16 protein-coding genes are annotated in these 19,823 nt (G+C 60.3%); 13 read left to right on the top strand and 3 right to left on the bottom strand.

The annotated features are described in order from the left end of the window. Positions 1 to 17: 17 nt before the first annotated feature. Genes mmsB through AC4BBN_RS17620 form a run of 5 tightly spaced genes read left to right on the top strand, consistent with a single transcriptional unit; the run spans position 18 to position 6,592 of the window. Complete coding sequence (gene mmsB, locus AC4BBN_RS17640) at positions 18 to 1,220, top strand: multiple monosaccharide ABC transporter permease (protein ID WP_490593303.1); 1,203 nt, start codon at positions 18 to 20, stop codon at positions 1,218 to 1,220. Next, entirely contained in the window at positions 1,220 to 2,746 is a 1,527-nt protein-coding gene (locus AC4BBN_RS17635) for a sugar ABC transporter ATP-binding protein (RefSeq protein ID WP_490593302.1), read from the top strand. The genes mmsB and AC4BBN_RS17635 overlap by 1 nt, the downstream gene beginning before the upstream one ends. A 28-nt stretch (positions 2,747 to 2,774) precedes the next feature. Further along, complete coding sequence (locus tag AC4BBN_RS17630; RefSeq protein WP_490593301.1) at positions 2,775 to 3,806, top strand: ABC transporter permease; 1,032 nt, start codon at positions 2,775 to 2,777, stop codon at positions 3,804 to 3,806. Beyond that, a complete protein-coding gene (yjfF, locus tag AC4BBN_RS17625; protein ID WP_490593300.1) occupies positions 3,803 to 4,822 on the top strand; it encodes a galactofuranose ABC transporter, permease protein YjfF in 1,020 nt (339 codons plus the stop codon). The genes AC4BBN_RS17630 and yjfF overlap by 4 nt, the downstream gene beginning before the upstream one ends. 33 nt (positions 4,823 to 4,855) lie before the next feature. Next, positions 4,856 to 6,592: an IlvD/Edd family dehydratase gene (locus AC4BBN_RS17620; protein WP_490593299.1), complete on the top strand. Its 1,737-nt coding sequence runs from the start codon at positions 4,856 to 4,858 to the stop codon at positions 6,590 to 6,592. A 90-nt stretch (positions 6,593 to 6,682) separates the two neighbouring features. On the opposite strand, the gene AC4BBN_RS17615 is transcribed toward AC4BBN_RS17620, so the two are convergent. Beyond that, positions 6,683 to 7,207, bottom strand: coding sequence for a hypothetical protein (locus tag AC4BBN_RS17615; protein ID WP_490593298.1), 525 nt, complete (start codon positions 7,205 to 7,207; stop codon positions 6,683 to 6,685). A 117-nt stretch (positions 7,208 to 7,324) separates the two neighbouring features. On the opposite strand from AC4BBN_RS17615, the gene queC reads away from it, so the two are divergent. The 5 genes from queC to AC4BBN_RS17590 all read left to right on the top strand — a co-directional run bounded on the left by queC (position 7,325) and on the right by AC4BBN_RS17590 (position 14,390). Continuing rightward, entirely contained in the window at positions 7,325 to 8,023 is a 699-nt protein-coding gene (gene queC / locus AC4BBN_RS17610) for a 7-cyano-7-deazaguanine synthase QueC (RefSeq protein WP_490593297.1), read from the top strand. Positions 8,024 to 8,191: 168 nt separating this feature from the next. Continuing rightward, the gene (prsT, locus tag AC4BBN_RS17605) at positions 8,192 to 11,014 is read left to right on the top strand and encodes an XrtA/PEP-CTERM system TPR-repeat protein PrsT (protein WP_490593296.1); all 2,823 of its coding nucleotides are present in this window, start codon (positions 8,192 to 8,194) and stop codon (positions 11,012 to 11,014) included. 192 nt (positions 11,015 to 11,206) lie between these two features. Then, entirely contained in the window at positions 11,207 to 12,061 is an 855-nt protein-coding gene (gene xdp1 / locus AC4BBN_RS17600) for an exosortase-dependent surface protein XDP1 (protein ID WP_490593295.1), read from the top strand. A gap of 172 nt (positions 12,062 to 12,233) precedes the next feature. Then, the gene (locus AC4BBN_RS17595) at positions 12,234 to 12,728 is read left to right on the top strand and encodes a MarR family transcriptional regulator (protein ID WP_490593294.1); all 495 of its coding nucleotides are present in this window, start codon (positions 12,234 to 12,236) and stop codon (positions 12,726 to 12,728) included. Between the two features lie 102 nt (positions 12,729 to 12,830). Then, positions 12,831 to 14,390, top strand: a complete 1,560-nt coding sequence (locus AC4BBN_RS17590; protein ID WP_490593293.1) for a DHA2 family efflux MFS transporter permease subunit — start codon at positions 12,831 to 12,833, stop codon at positions 14,388 to 14,390. A gap of 48 nt (positions 14,391 to 14,438) precedes the next feature. Here AC4BBN_RS17590 and AC4BBN_RS17585 read toward each other — a convergent pair whose 3' ends face one another. Both AC4BBN_RS17585 and AC4BBN_RS17580 read right to left on the bottom strand, forming a co-directional pair. Continuing rightward, positions 14,439 to 15,224, bottom strand: a complete 786-nt coding sequence (locus AC4BBN_RS17585) for a carbon-nitrogen hydrolase family protein (RefSeq protein WP_490593292.1) — start codon at positions 15,222 to 15,224, stop codon at positions 14,439 to 14,441. Beyond that, on the bottom strand, positions 15,221 to 16,903 hold the full coding sequence (locus AC4BBN_RS17580; protein ID WP_490593291.1) for a flavin monoamine oxidase family protein: 1,683 nt from the start codon (positions 16,901 to 16,903) through the stop codon (positions 15,221 to 15,223). The genes AC4BBN_RS17585 and AC4BBN_RS17580 overlap by 4 nt, the downstream gene beginning before the upstream one ends. A gap of 79 nt (positions 16,904 to 16,982) precedes the next feature. Here AC4BBN_RS17580 and AC4BBN_RS17575 point away from each other — a divergent pair, with 79 nt between their 5' ends. The 3 genes from AC4BBN_RS17575 to AC4BBN_RS17565 all read left to right on the top strand — a co-directional run bounded on the left by AC4BBN_RS17575 (position 16,983) and on the right by AC4BBN_RS17565 (position 19,813). Beyond that, complete coding sequence (locus AC4BBN_RS17575) at positions 16,983 to 17,573, top strand: cupin domain-containing protein (RefSeq protein WP_490593290.1); 591 nt, start codon at positions 16,983 to 16,985, stop codon at positions 17,571 to 17,573. Between the two features lie 356 nt (positions 17,574 to 17,929). After that, on the top strand, positions 17,930 to 19,411 hold the full coding sequence (locus AC4BBN_RS17570) for a PAS domain-containing sensor histidine kinase (protein WP_490593289.1): 1,482 nt from the start codon (positions 17,930 to 17,932) through the stop codon (positions 19,409 to 19,411). 3 nt (positions 19,412 to 19,414) lie between these two features. Beyond that, positions 19,415 to 19,813 (top strand): response regulator, encoded by a 399-nt coding sequence (locus AC4BBN_RS17565; RefSeq protein ID WP_490593288.1) that lies wholly within the window; start codon positions 19,415 to 19,417, stop codon positions 19,811 to 19,813. Positions 19,814 to 19,823: the final 10 nt, after the last annotated feature.

Raw genomic sequence — 19,823 nt, 5'->3', positions numbered from 1 at the left:
ACTAGAACACTCAGATCATGGAAAAAACAACTACAACCCCTGCAGTATCTGCTGTCCCCGCTGCGCCTTCAGGCCTGAGCTTTTTCAAGAGCAACCTGCGTGAATACGGCATGCTGCTGTCGCTGGTGGCCATCATGGCCTTCTTTCAGTTCATGACCAATGGCACTCTGATGCAGCCGTTGAATTTGACCAACCTGGTACTGCAAAACAGCTACATCGTCATCATGGCCTTAGGTATGCTGCTGGTGATCGTGGCCGGCCACATCGACCTGTCGGTCGGCTCCATCGTCGGCTTTGTCGGCGCAGTGGCTGCGGTGCTGATGGTCAATTACGAATGGCATTACCTGCCCACGGCCATCCTCTGTCTCGCGGTAGGCGGGTTGATCGGGGCCATGCAGGGCTACTTCGTGGCCTTCTTTCGGATTCCGTCGTTCATCGTCACGCTGGCAGGCATGCTGGTGTTTCGCGGTTTGGCGCTGGCATTGCTGCAAGGGCAGTCGGTAGGTCCATTCCCAGATACTTTTCAGATGCTCAGTTCGGGCTTTATTGGCGATCTGTTCAGCTCCGAAGGGCTGCGCCTGACCTCTTTGTTGCTGGGCGTATTGGTGGCCCTGGCCTTGGTGGTGGCCGGTATACGCGCTCGTGCCAACCAGCAAAAGCACGGTGTTGCCGGCGAGCCCACGGCCTTCTTTTGGGGCAAGATGGTGATTTTCTCGGCCTTGCTGATTACCTTTAGCTACCTGCTGGCATCCTACAAGGGCCTGCCCAATGTACTGATCGTCATGGCGCTGCTGATTGCGCTGTTTGACTTCGTGACCAGCCGCACCACCATTGGCCGCCGCGTCTACGCCCTGGGTGGTAACGAAAAGGCCGCCAAGCTGTCGGGCATCAAAACCGAGCGCCTGGCTTTCTACACCTTCATCAACATGGGCGTGCTGGCCGCGCTGGCTGGGCTGGTGTTTGCCGCCCGGCTGAACACCGCGACGCCCAAGGGCGGGCTGGGTTTTGAGCTGGACGTGATTGCCGCCTGCTTCATCGGCGGAGCATCGGCATCCGGCGGCGTCGGCAAAGTCATGGGGGCCGTGATTGGCGCCTTCATCATGGGCGTGATGAACAACGGGATGTCCATCATGGGTATCGGTATCGACTACCAGCAGATCATCAAGGGCCTGGTGTTGCTCGCAGCCGTGTTTGTTGACGTCTACAACAAGAACAAATAATGTGCAGCGCCAGCGTTCAGCCTGTATTGCAACTTGCGGGCATTGACAAGCAGTTCGCTGGCAACCCCGTGTTGCGTGGCGTGCAGCTGAACCTGTACCCGGGTGAAATACACGCGCTGATGGGGCAGAACGGTGCCGGTAAATCCACCTTGATCAAGGTGCTGACCGGCGTGCTGGAGTCCAGTGGTGGCGAGATGCGCCTGTCTGGCCAACGGATACGCCCCGATTCGCCGCTGGCGGCCCAGAAGTTGGGCATCAGCACGGTTTACCAAGAGGTCAATTTGTGCCCGAATCTGTCGGTAGCTGAGAACGTCTTTGCCGGGCGCTACCCGCGCTATGGCTTGTCCCAGGGTTACCGCATCGACTGGGGGTCGGTGCATCGCCGGGCCCGTGAGTTGCTTGCCCGTATAGGCTTGGATATTGATGTAACGCAGTTGCTGTCATCCTACCCCGTGGCAGTGCAGCAATTGGTCGCGATTGCACGGGCCCTGGGTGTGGAATCCAAGGTGCTGATACTGGACGAGCCTACATCCAGCCTGGACGAAGATGAGGTCCAGAAGCTGTTTGAAGTGCTGCGCCGTCTGCGCGGCGAAGGACTGGCGATCGTGTTCGTCACCCATTTCCTGAACCAGGTGTACGCCGTATCTGACCGTATCACGGTGCTGAGAAACGGCGCCTGGGTGGGTGAGTGGATGGCCAAGGATCTGGAGCCGCAGGCTTTGATTTCCGCCATGTTGGGCCGCGAGTTCTCGGTGCAGACGGCGGTGGCGGGCGCCCAGCGCGACAGCGCGCAGAACGAGCGTGCGCTCTTGCAGGCAAAGGGCCTAGGCCAGGCAGGGCGCTTGCTTCCGGTGGACGTGAGCCTACATGCGGGCGAAGTGCTGGGCTTGGCGGGTTTGCTGGGGGCTGGGCGTACCGAGTTGGCACGCTTGCTGTTTGGCCTGGAATCGGCTGACCGTGGCAGCTTGCACATACGCGGTGAGGCGGTGCAGCTGTCTAACCCAGCAGATGCGGTAAAGCACGGCATAGCCCTGTGCCCCGAGGAACGCAAGACCGATGGCATCGTGGCCGAACTGTCGGTGCGTGAAAACATCGCGTTGGCCTTGCAGGCACGCTTGGGCTTGCGCAAATTCCTGTCCATGGCCGAGCAAACGGCATTGGCCGAGCATTTCGTGAAGAAGCTAGGCATCAAGACGGCCAGCATCGAAACCCCGATTGGTTTGCTGTCTGGTGGCAACCAGCAAAAAGCCGTGATCGCACGCTGGCTGGCGACCGACCCAAAGCTGCTGATTCTGGACGAGCCCACACGTGGCATCGATGTGGCGGCCAAGCAGGAAATCATGGAGGAGATCCTACGCCTGGCACGCGACGGCATGGCGGTGTTGTTCATTTCTTCGGAAATGAGCGAAGTGGTGCGCGTGTCTGACCGTATTGCGGTGCTGCGCGAACGCAGCAAAGTGGGGGAGCTGCCCGGCGGCAGTACCGAGGACGAGGTGTACCAAATGATTGCGGCTGGAAATGCTTGACTCTGTATTGGGCCGCTTTTGCCGGTCGATGCGCCATCGCTTGGCGTGGCCCCTGGTGACGCTGCTGCTCTTGCTGGTGGTGAACGTGGTTTTCAACCCCGGTTTTCTGCATATCGAGTGGCGTGAGGGCCATCTGTATGGCAGCTTGATCGACATCTTGAACCGCGCCGCGCCGTTGGTGTTGGTGTCTCTGGGCATGACGCTGGTGATCGCCACGCGCGGTATCGATATTTCCGTCGGTGCCGTGGTAGCCATATCGGCGGCCTTGGCCGCCTGGATGATTGGTGGGGCGCTGGTGGTACAGGATGGTGTGGCCGTCCATGCCAGCCGTTTCCCTATGCTTTTGGCCATCTTGGCGGCATTGGCTGTGGCCTTGTTCTGCGGTGCGTGGAATGGCTTGCTGGTGGCGCGCATCGGCATGCAGCCCATCATCGCCACGCTGATCTTGATGGTGGCCGGCCGGGGTATTGCCCAACTCATCACCGGTGGGCAGATCATCACCATTTACTACTCGCCGTTTTTCTTTTTGGGTAGCGGCTACTGGTTGGGGCTGCCGTTCTCGCTGTTCATCGTCGCCCTGGTGTTTGGTGTGCTGCACTTGGCCATGACGCGTACTGCATTAGGCCTTTTCATCCAGACCGTGGGTATCAACCCGGTAGCCGCACGCGGCGTGGGCATACAGGCACGCAGCCTGACGGTGTGGGTGTACGCATTCTGTGGTTTCTGCGCCGGTGTGGCGGGGCTGTTGATCAGCTCCAACGTAAAAAGTGCAGACGGCAACAACGCCGGACAGCTGCTGGAGCTAGATGCCATCCTGGCTGTGACCCTGGGCGGCACGGCGTTGACCGGTGGTCGCTTCAGCCTGGTGGGCAGCGTGATTGGTGCTTTGATCATCCAGACGCTGACCTACGCCATTTATTCGCTGGGCGTTCCGCCTGAGATCAACCTGGTCGTAAAAGCCGTGGTGGTGTTCGCCGTCATGCTGCTGCAGTCGCCCGAGTTCCGTGCCACCATGGGCGTGTGGATGGTGCGCCCCGGCTCCTCTGGGGTTCGCGCATGAGCACTGTTCTCCCCCAAACTGCGCAGCCTATATCGCCTCCGCGTGTTGCTGTGCGTATCAATCCCAAGTACGTGCCCCTGGTGGCGACCATCTCCCTGTTCATGGCCATGGCCACGCTGGGCTCGGTGTTCTACGACGGTTTCTTCTCACTGCAGGTGTTTTTGAACCTGCTGATCGACAACGCTTTCCTGGTGATCGTGGCGGTGGGCATGACCTTTGTGGTCTTGTCGGGCGGTATCGACCTGTCGGCGGGCTCGGTGATTGCCTTCACGACCATGGTGTCGGCTTCGCTGGTGGAGAACCACGGCTGGAGCCCCGCCCTGGTGATTCCGCTGGTGCTACTGATGGGCACGGCGTTCGGTGCGTTCATGGGCTTCTTGATTGAGCGCTTCCGTCTGCAGCCCTTTATCGTGACCTTGGCTGGTATGTTTCTGGCGCGCGGTTTGTGCTATTTGATCAGTATTGATTCGATCAGCATGACTAACGAGTTTTACTCCGAGGTGTCGCAAATGCGCCTGCCGGTGTGGGGTGATGCGTCTATTTCCATCGGTGCCGTGATCGCCCTGGTCGTTTTAGTGGTGGCCGTTTTCTTGGCGCACTGCACGCCATTTGGTCGCAATGTGTACGCAGTCGGTGGCAGCGAGCACTCGGCCATGCTGATGGGGCTGCCGGTGCGCTCCACGCTGATTGGTGTTTACACACTGTCCGGCTTTTGCTCGGCCTTGGCAGGCGTCGTGTTCACCTTCTACATGTTGTCTGGTTATGGCCTGCATGCAGTGGGCATGGAACTGGACGCGATTGCCGCCGTGGTGATTGGTGGCACGCTGCTCACCGGTGGCTCTGGTTACATGGTGGGCACGCTGTTTGGTGTGTTGATGCTGGGCATCATCCAGACGCTGATTTCCTTCGACGGGTCTTTGAGTTCGTGGTGGACGCGCATCGTGGTGGGCGCGCTGCTTTTCCTGTTCTGCTTGTTGCAGCGCCTTTTTACCGCCCGCAAATCTCCCCACGGCTGATTTCCGTAGCCGCTCTTCTCTGAAAAATTAACTATGACTGATACCCCGAAAAAAATGCGCTCTGCTGAGTGGTTTGGCACTGCCGACAAGAACGGCTTCATGTACCGCAGCTGGATGAAGAACCAGGGCATTCCTGACCATGAGTTCGACGGCCGTCCCATCATCGGCATCTGCAATACCTGGTCTGAGCTGACGCCGTGCAACGCCCACTTCCGCAAGATCGCCGAGCATGTGAAGCGCGGCATCTTTGAGGCCGGCGGCTTCCCGGTCGAGTTCCCGGTGTTCTCCAACGGAGAGTCGAATCTGCGTCCCACAGCCATGCTGACGCGTAACCTGGCCAGCATGGACGTGGAAGAGGCCATCCGTGGCAACCCCATCGACGCGGTGGTGCTGCTCACCGGCTGCGATAAGACCACGCCCGCGCTGCTGATGGGCGCAGCCAGCTGCGACATCCCCGCCATCGTCGTGACCGGCGGCCCCATGTTGAACGGCAAGCTGGACGGCAAGAACATCGGCTCGGGCACGGCTGTGTGGCAGCTGCATGAATCGCTGAAGGCTGGCGAAATCAACGAACACCAGTTCTTTGCCGCCGAAGCCGGCATGTCCCGTTCGGCCGGTACCTGCAACACCATGGGCACGGCGTCCACCATGGCTTGCATGGCCGAAGCCCTGGGTACCTCACTGCCGCACAACGCGGCGATTCCCGCCGTGGATTCGCGCCGTTACGTGCTAGCCCATATGTCCGGCTCGCGTGCAGTGGAAATGGCGCGTGAAGGCCTGACCCTGTCCAAGATTCTGACCCGCGAAGCGTTTGAAAACGCCATCCGCACCAATGCTGCCATTGGCGGCTCGACCAATGCCGTCATCCATCTGAAAGCCATTGCCGGCCGTATCGGTGTGCAGCTGGACCTGGAAGACTGGACCCGCATCGGCCGCAACACCCCGACCATCGTGGACTTGCAGCCCTCGGGTCGCTTCCTGATGGAGGAGTTCTACTACGCGGGTGGCCTGCCCGCCGTGCTGCGCCGCCTGGGCGAGAACGGCCTGCTGCCGCACCCTAACGCGTTGACGGTCAACGGCAAGTCCATGTGGGACAACGTGCGCGAAGCACCCCAGTACAACGATGAGGTGATCCGCCCCATCAACAACCCGCTTATCGCCGACGGTGGCATCTGCATCCTGCGCGGCAACCTCTCGCCACGCGGTGCGGTGCTCAAACCCTCTGCCGCCACGCCCGCCTTGCTCAAGCACCGTGGCCGTGCCGTGGTGTTCGAGAACCTGGAGCATTACAAGGAACGCATCGTCGATGAGAACCTGGACATCGACGCCAGCTGCGTGATGGTGATGAAGAACTGCGGCCCCAAGGGATACCCCGGCATGGCCGAGGTTGGCAATATGGGCTTGCCGCCCAAACTGCTGCGCCAGGGCGTGAAGGACATGGTGCGCATCTCCGACGCCCGCATGAGCGGAACTGCCTACGGCACCGTCGTGCTGCACGTGGCTCCCGAGGCCGCTGCCGGTGGCCCGCTGGCTGCGGTGCGCGATGGTGACTTTATCGAGCTGGACTGCGAACAAGGCCGCTTGCACCTGGACATCAGCGATGCCGAGCTGGCCGAGCGCCTGGCCGCCCTGGCTGGTAACGCGCCCAAGCCGCTGTCGGGTGGCTATGCCCGCCTGTACGTGGACCACGTGCTGCAGGCCGACGATGGCTGCGATTTCGACTTTTTGGTGGGCTGCCGCGGTTCGACCGTGCCACGCCATTCCCATTAAACTCGATTTCGTTTTGCTATTGTCTTTATAGCTTCTAGCGCAGGTACTACCTGCGCTAGAGCCCTAAAAGGCTTATAAGACATCTGAGGGCTAGCGGAAGGCTTGGCGCAGGGTTTCCAGTAGCTTACGGCTGACTTGGCGCACGGAACGTGAGGTCGCCCGGGCGATACGCCAGGGCCGACTGTTTCTGACTTGGGCGATCAATTCGTCCTTCCAGGCTTTCCAGCGCAGGTACAGGCGGCTGAACCAGGGCAGCCGCATCAGTGCCGGCTGCGTCAAATGGAACAGGCGGGCTACCACCGCTGTGCCCAGCAGCTTGGCTGCCAGCACCACGAGCAGGCCCAGCAAGGCATGGCCCTTGCTGATCCAGTAAAACGCCAGAAGCTTGATGGGCAGCAGTGTCAGCATGGGCACAAAAAATACCAGCAGGGCTGCATACGGCGGCAGGCGCCGCACCAGACGCTCCAAATGTGACCAGATCGGCAAACGCGCCAGCCTGTCCATCCACCGGGCCAGTGGCTCCCAGCCCCATTCTTCGAACACCAGTAGCAGGGCGACAAGGGGAGTCAGGGTGTACCTGAACAGTGTGCGGACCAGGCGCAAGAGGAATTTCATTGCCACATCCTAACTGCCCCGGCCTGGAATGAGGCGTGCCAGCGCGCAGTCGGGCCCGGCTGTCGTCTTCTACGAAAATAGCCTATAAAGCTTCGTTACTGTTATTGAAATCCGACCATGCATTCCCGCGCTCTTGTTTTGTTTTCTGGTGGGCAGGACTCCACCACCTGCCTGGCCCAGGCGTTGTCCAAGTACGACCATGTGGAGACCGTCGCCTTCGACTATGGCCAGCGCCACCACGTGGAGCTGCAGGCCCGTTTGCGCGTACTCGAGCAGATCAAGCTGAAGTTCCCGCAGTGGGCCGGCAAGATGGGCGAAGACCATTTGCTGGATTTGTCCGTTCTGGGCCAGGTGAGCGAGACCTCGCTGACGCGCGATATGGCGTTCAAGATGGAAGAGAGCGGCTTGCCCAACACCTTTGTGCCAGGGCGTAATCTGTTGTTCTTGACCCTGGCTGCGGCCCTGGCGTATCGGCGCAACCTGGAAGTCATCGTGACCGGCGTGTGCGAGACCGACTTTTCGGGCTACCCGGATTGCCGCGACGACACCATGAAGGCGATGCAACTGGCTTTGTCCTTGGGCATGGATAAGCGCTATATGATCGAAACTCCGTTGATGTGGATAGACAAGGCGCAAACCTGGGAACTGGCGCGGCAGCTGGGTGGCCAGGCGCTGGTAGACCTGATCGTGGAGCACACCCATACCTGCTACCTGGGGGATCGTGGCCACCGCCAAGCATGGGGCTACGGCTGTGGCGAATGTCCGGCCTGCGTGCTGAGGGCGCGCGGATTCGAGCGCTTTTCCGCCTCGGTGTGATACCGGTCTGGCTCCCGCAGATCTTGCGTTTTGTAGCGGTATGTGAAGCAGTTCACCGATAAGCTGTTTCCTTGCTGAATGGGGGGATTCCGCCTGCAAAGGTTTTGTTACATGGGCTAACATTCTTGGATTGGGCTGCGCCGTGCGCCCGCTGCGAAGAGTCTCTCCATGAAGCTATTTCCCCTTTCCAGTAGCGCGGCTTGTGCCGGCCGCGCCACGCTGTTGGCTTTGCTGTGTGCCGCCAGCGTTTCCTCCTATGCGGTGTCAGACAGCAAGGCTGCGCGCTATTACGAAGATGCGCTGGGTCGCTATGAGCGCCACGACATGCCCGGCGCCATCATCCAGCTGAAGAATGCGCTGCAAATCGACAAAAACATGCTGCCCGTCCAGGTGCTGCTGGGCAAGGCTTTGCTGGCAAATGGTGAGGCGGTGTCCTCCGAAGTTGCGCTGAACGAAGCTCTGCGCCTGGGCGTGAACCGGGCCGAAGTCGTAGTGCCCCTGGCCCAAGCGTTTATCGCTCAGGGCAAGCACAAGTTGATGCTGAGCCAGGCACTGTTCAACCCCGCCGGTTTGCCGCCTGCCACGCAAGTTCAGCTTTTGCTGCTGCGGGCATCTGCCAGCGCGGATGTTGGCGAGCCACGGGATGCGCTGAAAGCCATTGACGAAGCCCGTAACGTGGACGGCCGCAGCGCGGAGGTCTGGCTAGCCGAGGTGCCGGTGCGCATTCGTTCGCGCCAGTTCAGTGAAGCCAATTCCGCCATAGACCGGGCCTCGGCCCTGGCTCCCAATTCGGCGGAAGCGCGCTATCAAAAGGGTTCGTTGGCACACGTCCAAGGGGACTTGCGTGGCGCCATGGCGGCCTATGACGCAGCCTTGCAGCTGGACGCAAAACATGTGGAGGCGCGCGTAGCCCGTGCAGGTATTGCTATCGATTTAGGAAAATATGCCGATGCGGCCAAGGATGTGGCTGAGGTGCAGCGCCTGTCGCCCGGCGAGCCGCGAGCGGCTTACCTCAAGGCCCTGCTGGCGGAGCGCGAGGGCAAACCTGTCGCCGTGCGCTCGGCCCTGGCCGAGGTCACGGCTTTTCTGGATCCGGTGCCGGTGCCCTTCATCCAATACCGCCCACAGCTGCTGATGCTCAACGGGCTGGCCCACTTTGGGCTGGGTGAGACCGAAAAGGCCAAGCCTTATCTGGATTCTTTCCAAAAGGTGCAGGGCAATAGCCCCGTGTCCAAGCTGTTGGCGCAAATCAACATGGTCGAGGGAAATTTCGGTCGCGCGTCTGACCTGCTGGAGGAGTACGTCAAGGCGCAGCCTGGTGATGGCCAGGCCATCACCATGTTGGCGGGCGTCCATATGGCACAAGGCCACAACGCCAAGGCGACAGCCTTGATGCAGCAGGCTTTGGCCACCAAGAATGCGCCTGAATTCCACACCGCATTGGGCATGAGTTTGCTGGGCGGCGGCCAGACCGGCGACGCCATTGCACAGCTGGAGACCGCATTCAAAGACCCCAAGCAGACGCAGGCGGGTACCGGCCTGGTCATTCTGTACCTGCGGGACGGACTCTCTGACAAAGCCTTGGCAGCGGCCGACAAACTGGTGAAGCAGCAGCCGGGCAATGCCGCTTTCCTGAACATATTGGGCATGGCCCAGGCCCAAGGCGGCAACCGAGTGGCCGCCAAGGCAAGCTTCGAGCGCGCGCTGGCTCTGGATGGCAGCCTGCTGCAGCCCAAGCTGAATCTGGCTCGGCTGGACATGTTGAACAAGGCTTATGACTCGGCAGCAACCCGTTTAGCAGCCATCTTGCAGTCCGACGACAAAAATGTGGATGCCATGTACGAAATGGCCAATTTGTCCGATCGTCGCGGCCAAACTGCCGAAACGCAGCGTTGGCTGGACAAGGCCAACGATATCTCCGGTCCTGGTGAGTTTCGTCCCGGCACCTCGCTGGTGGAGTTGCATCTGCGTAACCGCGCACCGGCATTGGCGTTGGAGGCTGCCAAGCGCCTGTCGGCCAAGGCGGGTGACAACTTGCCGGTCATGTTGCTGTATGGCCGTGCCCAACTGGCCAATGGCGATGCAGACGGTGCACGTTCTACGTTCTCTGGCGCAACTCGCTTTGCGGATTTCAACGCCCCTCAGCAAACCGAGATCGCAACCCTGCAAATGGCCGCGAACAATCCTGCTGGTGCTGCCTACAGCCTAGAAAAGGCCTTGTCCAGCAAGCCTGATTTTCTGCCGGCGTTGGCCTTGATGACCGATGTGGAGTTGCGGCAGGCAAATCCTGCCAAGGCTGAACAGCGTGCTCGCCAAGTTTTAGCGCTGGCGCCAAAGCGGGCCATTGGCTACAGCCTGTTGGGTGACGTTGCGCAAGTCCGTGGCCAAACTACTGCAGCAATCGACAACTACCGCCGCGCCCACCAGATCGAACCTAGCTCGGACACGCTGCTGCGCCTGTTCCGAGCTTTGTCGGGCCAGGATGGCGGTAAACCTGCTTTGCAGTTGGCGGAGCAGTGGTTGAAAACCCGGCCGCAGGATGCTTCGGTGCGCCGCGCTTTGGCCGACGGCTATGCGCGTATTGGGAACTACGGTGCGGCGCGCACCAGTTATGAGGCCTTGCTGGCGCTATCGCCCGATGATGCCGATGCCTTGAATAACCTGGCCAACGTGCTTTTACGGTTGAAAGATCCCTCGGCGGTTGCCGTAGCCGAGAAGGCCATGGCCAAGGCACCCAGCAGTGCCAATGCAATCGACACCCTGGGCTGGGCCTTGTTCCAGAACGGCCAGGCGGATCGAGCCTTGCAACTACTGCGTGATGCGCGCCTACGTGAGCCCGGCAACCCAGACATTCGCTACCACTTGGCAGCGGTTTTGGCCCAATCCGGACGCAAAACGGAGGCGCGTGATGAGGTCGAGGCAGCGCTGAAGTCTGGACGCCGTTTCGAGACCATGGTCGAGGCAGATAGCTTGCTCAAAAGCTTGCGTTGAATCAGTTTACATAGGCCTCAATATTGTGTCGGCATCCTTTACATGTGTAACACGCATAGACCCGGTGAATTGCGTAAGTTGCTGATAATAAAGGGTTTATTTGTATGGCATGAGTGTTGCTTTGTTTTTTACATATGGCCGACAGATTTTTAAAATCGTCGCTTCGCTTAATTCGGTACAAGAGGAAAAATGATGAAAACCCATTCTGCAAACCACGGTTCCGTCAAGCAATGGTTGTTGTGCGGTGCATTCGCACTGTTGTCCGCTCCTAGCTTCGCAGCAGGTACCTGGTCTCTGGATTCTGGTTGCGATAACTCCACGAGCATTGGCAATACCTTGACCTGCGGCTCTGCTGGCGGCACTACCCTGAAAGCCCAGGCTTATTCCACAGGTACAGGTACCATTGCGGCTCCGACCACCGGCACCGCCTTTGCTGCAGCAAATGTTCGTAATTGGGGTACTGGCAATGGCCTGGGTGTGGTGTCGGTCAATGAAGATGCGAGCAGCCCTACCCATACGGCTGACAACCAGAACGGTACCGACCTGATCCTGCTGAATTTCGGTACGGCCGTGAACATTACCAGCCTGACCTTGGGTTACTGGGCCAGCGATGCGGACATCACCGTATTGGCGTACACCGGTGCGGGCACCCCAACGATTACGGGTCAGACCTTGACCGGTACCAGCGTCGGCCAGACAAGCAATTCCACGACCTTGAACGCAGCCAGTGGTTGGACTTCGATCAAGAACTACGGTGACGTTTCGGCTTCTGCAACCAACACAGGCGGAACGGGCGCAGATATCACTTACAACACGACAGACACCACTACGTACTCCAGCTGGTGGTTGGTCAGTGCATACAACTCCGGCTACGGCGCTGGTGCAATGGACTCCATCAACGACTTCGTGAAGCTGTTGTCTGTGGCTGCCAATGTGAAAACCACGACCAGCAAGGTGCCTGAGCCAGGTTCCTTGGCTCTGATGGGCGCAGGCCTGCTGGGTATTTTGGGTACATCGCGCCGCCGCAAGGCTGCAGCTGCTGCCTAAGCACTGTTTGCAAGCCGCTTGCGGCGCAATGAAAAAGCACCGAGGTTCGGTGCTTTTTTTATGCCCATCGTATTTTGCGTGCTGGCGGGCTCATGGTTGATTGAGCTTGATTCAATACAGAAAATGATAACGTAGGTTATTATTCATCCTTGGCACTCAGGCTTCTCATTCCATGCGTCACAGCTTTTCTCCCTACGAATCCGCCATACATGTGATTGCGACCCAGCTACCGGGTTCGCCGACGCGTGAGGCTATTCTGACCCGCTTGCTGCTGCATATCGGCACTCGCCTGGGCGATGCATTTGATTCCAAGCTAAAAGAGCAGGGTTTGAACTACACCACCTGGACGGCGCTGGTGGTGTTGTACAGCCAGCCAGACAGGCGCATGCTGCCGTCTGCTTTGGCCACTGTGATCCACGCTTCGCGCACGCACTGTTCGCGGATCGCAGATGACCTGGTGAAAAAGGCCTGGGTGGAGCGCGTTGCCAGTGATGTGGACCGGCGTGAGGTGTTCATGCAACTCACCACTGAAGGGCAAACCTTGGTGGAGACGCTGCAGCCTTTGCGCCGCCAGCAGTACCGGGCGCTCTGGGCCGAGTTTTCAGAAGAAGAGATGGTCCAGATGGATGCGCTGTTGCGCAAATTGCTGGGCGTTCTGGACGGCTGAGACTCTCTCTTTTTTTGTCCAATTAGTAACCTATGTCACTATCACCCGGGTCGCCATTTCGCAATTCGCGGCGCTCATCCTTCAATCGCCTGCAACACATCCATGCCATCCGCCGAGTCTGTGACCGCCATTCCAGCAGCCCCTGACGCCGCAAGGCATCGCGGGCTGGTCACCGTAGCCATCATGCTGGCCACCATCATGCAGACGCTGGACAGCACCATTGCGAATGTGGCGCTGCCGCATATGGCGGGCAATCTGTCTGCCTCGCAAGATCAGATTTCTTGGGTGCTGACCTCTTACATCGTGGCGGCCGCGATCGCCACGCCGCTGACCGGCTGGCTGAGCGGGCGCTTCGGGCGCAAGCGTATTTTCCTGACTTCTGTCGTGGGCTTCACATTGGCCTCTGCGCTGTGCGGCCTTTCCAACTCATTAACCGAGATTGTGTTGGCGCGCTTGCTGCAGGGCTTGTTTGGCGCGGCTTTGGTGCCCTTGTCGCAGTCCATCATGCTGGATACCAATCCGAAGGAGAAGCATGCCCAGGCCATGGCGATCTGGGGCATGGGCGTGATGATCGGCCCCATCCTCGGGCCTACCTTAGGCGGCTGGCTGACTGACAACTTCAGCTGGCGCTGGGTATTCTTTGTCAATATTCCGGTGGGCATCCTGTCCTTCCTGGGTATCAAGGCCTACATCCGCGAAACCACCATCCAGAGCAAGCTGCGCTTTGACGTCTACGGCTGCGTCGCGCTGAGCCTGGCGATTGGCTTGCTGCAGATGTTCCTGGACCGCGGCGAGCTGCTGGACTGGTTCAGCTCTACAGAAATCGTGCTGGAGGCGGCTGGCGCGCTGGTCAGCTTTGCCTTCTTCATCGCGTTGACGGCCACGGCCCGGGGCACCTCGTTCTTCAATGTGCAGTTGTTGAAAGACCGCAATTTCGTGACCGGCCTGGCGCTGTACTTCATGGTCGGTCTGTTGCTGTACGCCACCCGCGCCTTGCTGCCGCCGCTGCTGCAGTCGCTGATGGGCTACCCGGTGGTGACGGCCGGCCTGGTGATAGGCCCCAGCGGCATTGGCACCATGCTGTCGATGATGGTGGCGGGGCGCATTGCGACACGGACCGACCCTCGGGCTTTGATTGGGCTGGGTTTTGGCCTGACCGCGTTTTCTCTATGGCAGATGTCGGGTTTTAGTTTCGATACCGGCGAGTCCGCCGTGGTCTGGTCGGGTTTCATCCAGGGCCTGGGTTTGGGCTTTGTGTCGGTGCCGCTGACAACCATTTCGTTTTCCACGCTGAACCCGATCTACCGGCCGGATGGCACCTCTATCTACAGCTTGTCGCGCAACATCGGTAGCAGCATCGGTATCTCGGTGATGCAGACGGTGCTGACGCGCAATACCGCACTGTTCCATTCTCAGATGGTGGAGCACATCAACTTGGCCAGCCCCGCCGTCCAGGCTGGCCTACCAGCGGTGTACAACCTGGCCACTCTGCAGGGCTTGGCTGCCTTGAACAGCGAAGTCACACGCCAGGCGACTTTTCTGGCCTATATCAACGACTTCAAGATCATGATGGTCGTCACCTTGCTGTCCATGCCCTTGCTGCTGTTGATGCGTAAGCAGCGCCGCGCGGCGCCTCCGGTGGACGCGCACGCGATGGAATGATGTGTTGGCAAAATATGCCTCCAGCGCAAGCTTTATCTGCGCTGGCAGCTATGGATTTGATAGTAATTTCACGTGGCAGTTCAAGTCCCGTGCGCGTGCCAAGCCGGTTTGCGTCAGCTCCGCCAACAGCAGTTCTGTGCCACGCCCCGCCTGCACCAGGCCTGCGCCATCGGGGGCCGCTACGCAGCTGAGTCCGCCGTAAGTCAGCTCGCCTTCCTGGCCGCAGAAGTTGGCGTAGGCCACGTACAGCTGGTTTTCATAGGCGCGTGTGGCGACCAGATGCTGGGCCACAAAGTCGAAGCCCTGCATATTCGCCGTGGGCACCACGATCAGGTCGGCGCCATGCAGGGCTAGCCGGCGGGTGTTTTCGGGGAATTCCACGTCATAGCAAATCAGCAGGCCGAGCTTCCAGCCATGGAATTCAAGCAGCGGCTCGTCACCCGTACCGGGGCTGAACATGCTGCGGTCCAGCGCACCGAACAAATGGGTCTTGCGGTAGGTGCCCAGCGTGTGGCCTTGTGCATCTACGCACTGGGCGGCGTTGTAGATGCGGCCCGCAGCATCGTGCTCAGGGTGGCCAAAAACGATGGCGATCTGGTGCTGCCGGGCGATGGCGGCAACGGCCTGGGCGCGCGGGCCGCCGGCTGCTTCGGCCAGCACACTGGCTTGGGTGGCACCGATGTTGTAGCCGGTCAGGAACATCTCGGGCGTCACCAGTAGTTGCGCGCCGGCCGCGGCGGCATCGGCGGCCGCGTGGTCCAGGCGCAGCAGGTTGCCCAGCACGTCGCCGGGCTGGGATACGCACTGCAGCAGGGCCAGTTTCAGATCGGTCATTCGGGGAGTTCCATGGGGCCGATGTCCTTGAACACATCGCCGGGGCCGGGGTTCTCGGCATGCGTGTGGCCGCCGAAGTGGTGCAGGATGCCCCACACCGCATTCAGCGATGTCTGCACCGCGCCTTCCACCCACGCCGGCGTCCACGACACATCGTCGCCTGCAATGAAGATGCCGCGCTGCTCGGCAGGCATATCGTCCTGCATGAAGTGGGCAAACATGCGCTGGTTGTAGCGGTAATGGCCGGGCAGCGCGCCTTTGAATGCGCCCAGGAAATGCGGATCGGCCTCCCAGGAAATGGTGATCGGGTCGCCGATGATGTGGCTGGCAATGTCCACGTTCGGATAGATCTTCTTCAGTGCATCCAGGGCCAGCTTGACGCGCTTTTCCGGTGGCTGGGGCAGCATCTTCAGCGCGTCGCCCATCCAGGCGTAGGACAGGCAAATCACGCCCGGTTTGTCGGGGCCGTTGTCGAACAGATAGGTGCCGCGCGTGAGCCGGTCGGTTAGCGTCATGCTCATGGTGTCGCGGCCGGTGACGGGGTCTTTGTCCTTCCAGAAAGGGCGGTCCACCATGACGAATGTCTTGCTGGACTGCATGTAGCGGGTGCGGTCCAGCGCCATCCACATCTTGTGCGAGAACAGCGATTCCTCGCAGGAGATCTGGGTGGTCAGCAGCCAGCTCTGGCAGGTGGTGAGTACGGCGGCGTAGCTGCGGGTGTCGCCCCAGCGGTCGGTCACGGCCAGCTTGCCATCGGGCTGGCGGTGGATGGCCGCTACGCCAGCACGAGGGGCGCCGCCATGCAGGCTGGCCAGGCTGGTGCCGGCCGGCCAGTGCGCCATTTTGTCTGGCGCGTGCTGCCACAGACCCAGCGGCACCTGGTCGGCACCGCCCTTGATCAGGCGCTGCTCGTCGTCGCAGTTGGTCATGACGACGCGCAAGATTTCGAGCATCGAATTGGGGAAATCCGAGTCCCAGCCGCCGGTGCCAAAACCCACCTGCCCAAACACCTCGCGGTGCTGGAACGATAGGCCGGCGAAGGCCTTGGAGGTGGCCACGAAGTCGTAGAAGGTGCGGTCGTCCCACAGCGGCACCAGCGTGTTCCACAGCGCCTTCAGTGCGGGTACATCGCGGCTGCGGATGGCATCCTGCACGGCCTGGAAACTGGCGCCGTCTTCCAGCGCCTGGCTCCAGGCGTCGGCGACTTGCTTGAACATGGGTGGCAGGTCAGCCAGTTTTTCGGCGTAGTAGGTCTGGCCTTCCAGATCCACCACGGTGCTGCCGGAGGCGGGGGTCAACGGATTCGGGAAGGGCTGCGACTCCAGGCCCAGCTGGTTCACATAGTGGTAAAACGCGGTGCTGGACACCGGGAAGCGCATGCCGCCTAGTTCGGCAATCACGCCTTGGCCGCCTTCGAAGGGCTGCGAGCGTAGACGGCCGCCCATCTTGGATGCCTCATAGATCACGGGCTTCAGCCCCAGCTTCATCAGCTCGTAGGCTGCCACCATGCCGGCCATGCCGGCGCCGACGATGGCGACCTCGGCACCCAGGTGCTCGGCCGGTAGGCTGCCCAAGCCGGCGGGGTGGCGAATCCAGTCGTCGAAAGGAAAGGGAAAATCGGGGCCAAAGATGGTGACTGGTGGCTTGCCCGCTGGGGCTTGGGTAGGGTCTAGTGGCATGGCAACGCTCTGGTGATCGATATGGGCGTATATTTTGCTCATAATATTGAGCGCGCGGGTAACAATTCAGGAATTATTTATGGTGGATGCCCAGTTTGATGTCGGAAGCCGCTTGCGGCAAGTGCGCAGCCAGGCGGGCTGGTCGCAGCGCCAGCTGGCCGAGCGGGCCGGTGTGCCGTCCAGCCAGATATCCACGGTAGAGCAGAATAAAAGCAGCCCCTCGGTGGCCTCGCTGCGCAAGATATTGGCCGGCATTCCACTGACCATGGCGGAATTCTTTGAGCCCGACCAGACCCCGGCTGACAGCGTGTTCCACAGTCCGACGGATCTGGTGGACCTGACATCCCGCCTGACCCAGCATGCGCCCGGCGCCAGCGGCGACCGCACCTTGACGCTGCGCCAGGTCGGCAATGCGCGCGCGCACAACCTGCAGATACTGCAGGAGCGCTATGAGCCGGGGGCTGACACCGGGGTGGACATGCTGGAGCACGCCTCGCACGAGGGCGGCATCGTGCTGTCGGGCGAGATCGAGCTGACCGTGGGCGAGCAGGTGCGCGTACTCAAGCCAGGCGACGCCTATTTGTTTGACAGCAGCCTGCCGCACCGCTTCCGCAACCTCGGGGACCTGCCGGCAGAAATAGTATCCGCTTGTACACCACCATATTTGTAGGATTTTGCTATTGAATAAGTAGCGCGTCGCGCAGATAGAGACTGCGCTAGTGCCCGATTTCAATTCTATTTTTTTACCCCAAAAAGATAGCGCCAGTGGCGGCACAGCACCGTGCCGCAGGTATCCCCCATTTGAGGGAGTGATACACAGCCATGCTCTGGACGTATCGCGCGCGATAGTGTTACAAAGAGTGAAAAGGGAAGGCATATTGCACACCTTCGCGGCGCCAGCGGACTTGCTTGTCGGGGCGTATGGACGGGGACCTAGACCACACGGGGTCAGAAAGGGATTGCGATGGGCCAACAGATTTTGTTCTGCACCAATATGCTGTCCAGCGTTCGTCTGGCGTGTGCTGCATGAGGCTGAACACCAGCGATCCGCTATGGGTTTTGAGCCCGGATGCACTGGTGGTCATCTCGCCGGATGGCCGCGTGCTGCATTGGAACCCGGCCGCCGAGCTGCTGTATGGCCACCGCCAGGAGGAGGCTGTGGGCCAGCCCTTGCTGGAGTTGGTGGTACCCCATGATCGCGTACAGGAAGAGCAAGACCGTCAGGACGATGTCTTGCGCCAGGGGCTGGTGGTTTACGAGTCGGTGCGCTGCCGCAAGGACGGCACCCCGGTACACGTTAGCGTGTCCACCCGTGTGGTCTACAGCAAAGATGGTGCGCCGGCCTATTTTTTATCCAACCAAAAGGACGTCACCCAACTGAAGGCACTGCGTGATGCCAAGCTGGTGCAGGCGCGCTTCCAGGATCTGTTGGAGTCCACCCCCGACGCGATATTAATTTTGAATGTGACGGGGCGCATTGTGTTGGTCAACTCCCAAGCCGAGAAGGTGTTTGGATATACGCGCGCCGAGTTGCTCGGCCAGCCTGTGGAGCTGCTGTTGCCAAGCCGTTTCCGCAGTGCCCACCTGGGTCACCGTGGCGATTTCTTCAAGCAGCCGCGTACCCGCACCATGGGGGCGGGTTTGGAGCTGTATGGATTGCGCAAGGGTGGCGAGGAGTTCCCGGTGGAGATCAGCCTGAGCCCGCTGGAGACCGACGAGGGGCTGTTTGTCTCTAGTGCCATCCGTGATGTGACAGACCGTAAGCTGATTGAACAGACCCTACGCGACAAGAACCGTGAGCTGGAAGAAGCCGCCCTGGCGAAGGACCGTTTTTTTGCCAGCATGTCGCATGAGTTGCGCACTCCCTTGAACGCCATCATCGGCTTTAGCGGCACCTTGCGCATGAAGCTGCCCGGTCCGCTGAATGCGGAGCAGGACAAGCAGCTGCAGATTGTGCAAACCAGCGCACGCCACCTGCTGTCGTTGATCAACGATCTGTTGGACCTGGCCAAGCTAGGTGCCAACAAGATGGAGCTGACACTGGAAACCCTGGACTGCAGTGCCTTGCTGGACGAGGTGGGCGCAGCCCTGCGCCCCGAGGCCGACAAAAAAGGCTTGGACTTCAGCCTGCAGCTTCCGCCGGCTGCGCTGCTGTGGTGTACCGACAGCCGGTCGCTGAAGCAGATCGTTATGAATCTGCTGGGCAATGCCATCAAGTTCACCGAACGTGGCAGCGTGCGCATGCGTCTGCAGTCGCGCGTGGGTCCGAATGGGCCCACGCTGGTCATCAGCGTGGAAGACACAGGCCCTGGCATTCCGCTGGAGGACCAGGGGCTGCTGTTTGATGCCTTTTCCCGCGCCCAGGCGGCCAATAGGCGCAAGTTGGAAGGCAGTGGCCTGGGCCTGCACCTGAGTCGCAAGCTGGCCGAGGGCCTTGGAGGCGAGCTTAGCTGCCAGAGTGTCTATGGTCAGGGCAGTACTTTTACCCTTGCACTACCGGAGAGATAAGCCTTGCCTGCCCGCATTTTGATCATTGAAGACGACGATTTCAGCCGGGATCTGGTGCACTACCTGTTGCATGCTGCAGGCTATGGCACGCTGGATGCTGTGGATGGAGGCGTGGGCTTGCAATATGCGTTGGAGCGGAATCCCGACCTTATCCTTTGCGACTTGCAAATGCCGGTGATGAATGGCTACGATCTGATCAGCCGCCTGAAAAGCGACCCGCGCTGGCGCCAGGTTCCCATCATCGCCCTGACGGCCTTCTCCATGGCGGGCGACCGGGACACCGCGCTGGCGGCCGGTTTCGACGACCATGTCACCAAACCCATAACCCCGGAACACTTCATCCAGCAGATCGAGTTATTGCTGCCCCCCACTTTGCGTGCTGTGCGGCGCTTAGATACTTAAAAACGCTGGA

The sequence above is a fragment of the Rhodoferax sp. SPJ21 genome (assembly GCF_058216335.1).
Note: the sequence above shows the minus strand (reverse complement) of the source record. Positions and strands in the feature narration are given on the sequence as shown.

What these genes read in the sequence shown, in the direction of transcription:
- AC4BBN_RS17595 (WP_490593294.1), top strand. Translation starts at nt 12,234, where the DNA reads ATGCGTCACAGCTTTTCTCCCTACGAATCCGCCATACATGTGATTGCG.
- queC (WP_490593297.1), top strand. Translation starts at nt 7,325, where the DNA reads ATGCATTCCCGCGCTCTTGTTTTGTTTTCTGGTGGGCAGGACTCCACC.
- AC4BBN_RS17570 (WP_490593289.1), top strand. Translation starts at nt 17,930, where the DNA reads ATGAGGCTGAACACCAGCGATCCGCTATGGGTTTTGAGCCCGGATGCA.
- AC4BBN_RS17635 (WP_490593302.1), top strand. Translation starts at nt 1,220, where the DNA reads ATGTGCAGCGCCAGCGTTCAGCCTGTATTGCAACTTGCGGGCATTGAC.
- mmsB (WP_490593303.1), top strand. Translation starts at nt 18, where the DNA reads ATGGAAAAAACAACTACAACCCCTGCAGTATCTGCTGTCCCCGCTGCG.
- AC4BBN_RS17630 (WP_490593301.1), top strand. Translation starts at nt 2,775, where the DNA reads ATGCGCCATCGCTTGGCGTGGCCCCTGGTGACGCTGCTGCTCTTGCTG.
- AC4BBN_RS17575 (WP_490593290.1), top strand. Translation starts at nt 16,983, where the DNA reads ATGGTGGATGCCCAGTTTGATGTCGGAAGCCGCTTGCGGCAAGTGCGC.
- yjfF (WP_490593300.1), top strand. Translation starts at nt 3,803, where the DNA reads ATGAGCACTGTTCTCCCCCAAACTGCGCAGCCTATATCGCCTCCGCGT.
- AC4BBN_RS17580 (WP_490593291.1), bottom strand. Translation starts at nt 16,903, where the DNA reads ATGCCACTAGACCCTACCCAAGCCCCAGCGGGCAAGCCACCAGTCACC.
- AC4BBN_RS17620 (WP_490593299.1), top strand. Translation starts at nt 4,856, where the DNA reads ATGACTGATACCCCGAAAAAAATGCGCTCTGCTGAGTGGTTTGGCACT.
- AC4BBN_RS17615 (WP_490593298.1), bottom strand. Translation starts at nt 7,207, where the DNA reads ATGAAATTCCTCTTGCGCCTGGTCCGCACACTGTTCAGGTACACCCTG.
- prsT (WP_490593296.1), top strand. Translation starts at nt 8,192, where the DNA reads ATGAAGCTATTTCCCCTTTCCAGTAGCGCGGCTTGTGCCGGCCGCGCC.
- xdp1 (WP_490593295.1), top strand. Translation starts at nt 11,207, where the DNA reads ATGAAAACCCATTCTGCAAACCACGGTTCCGTCAAGCAATGGTTGTTG.
- AC4BBN_RS17585 (WP_490593292.1), bottom strand. Translation starts at nt 15,224, where the DNA reads ATGACCGATCTGAAACTGGCCCTGCTGCAGTGCGTATCCCAGCCCGGC.
- AC4BBN_RS17590 (WP_490593293.1), top strand. Translation starts at nt 12,831, where the DNA reads ATGCCATCCGCCGAGTCTGTGACCGCCATTCCAGCAGCCCCTGACGCC.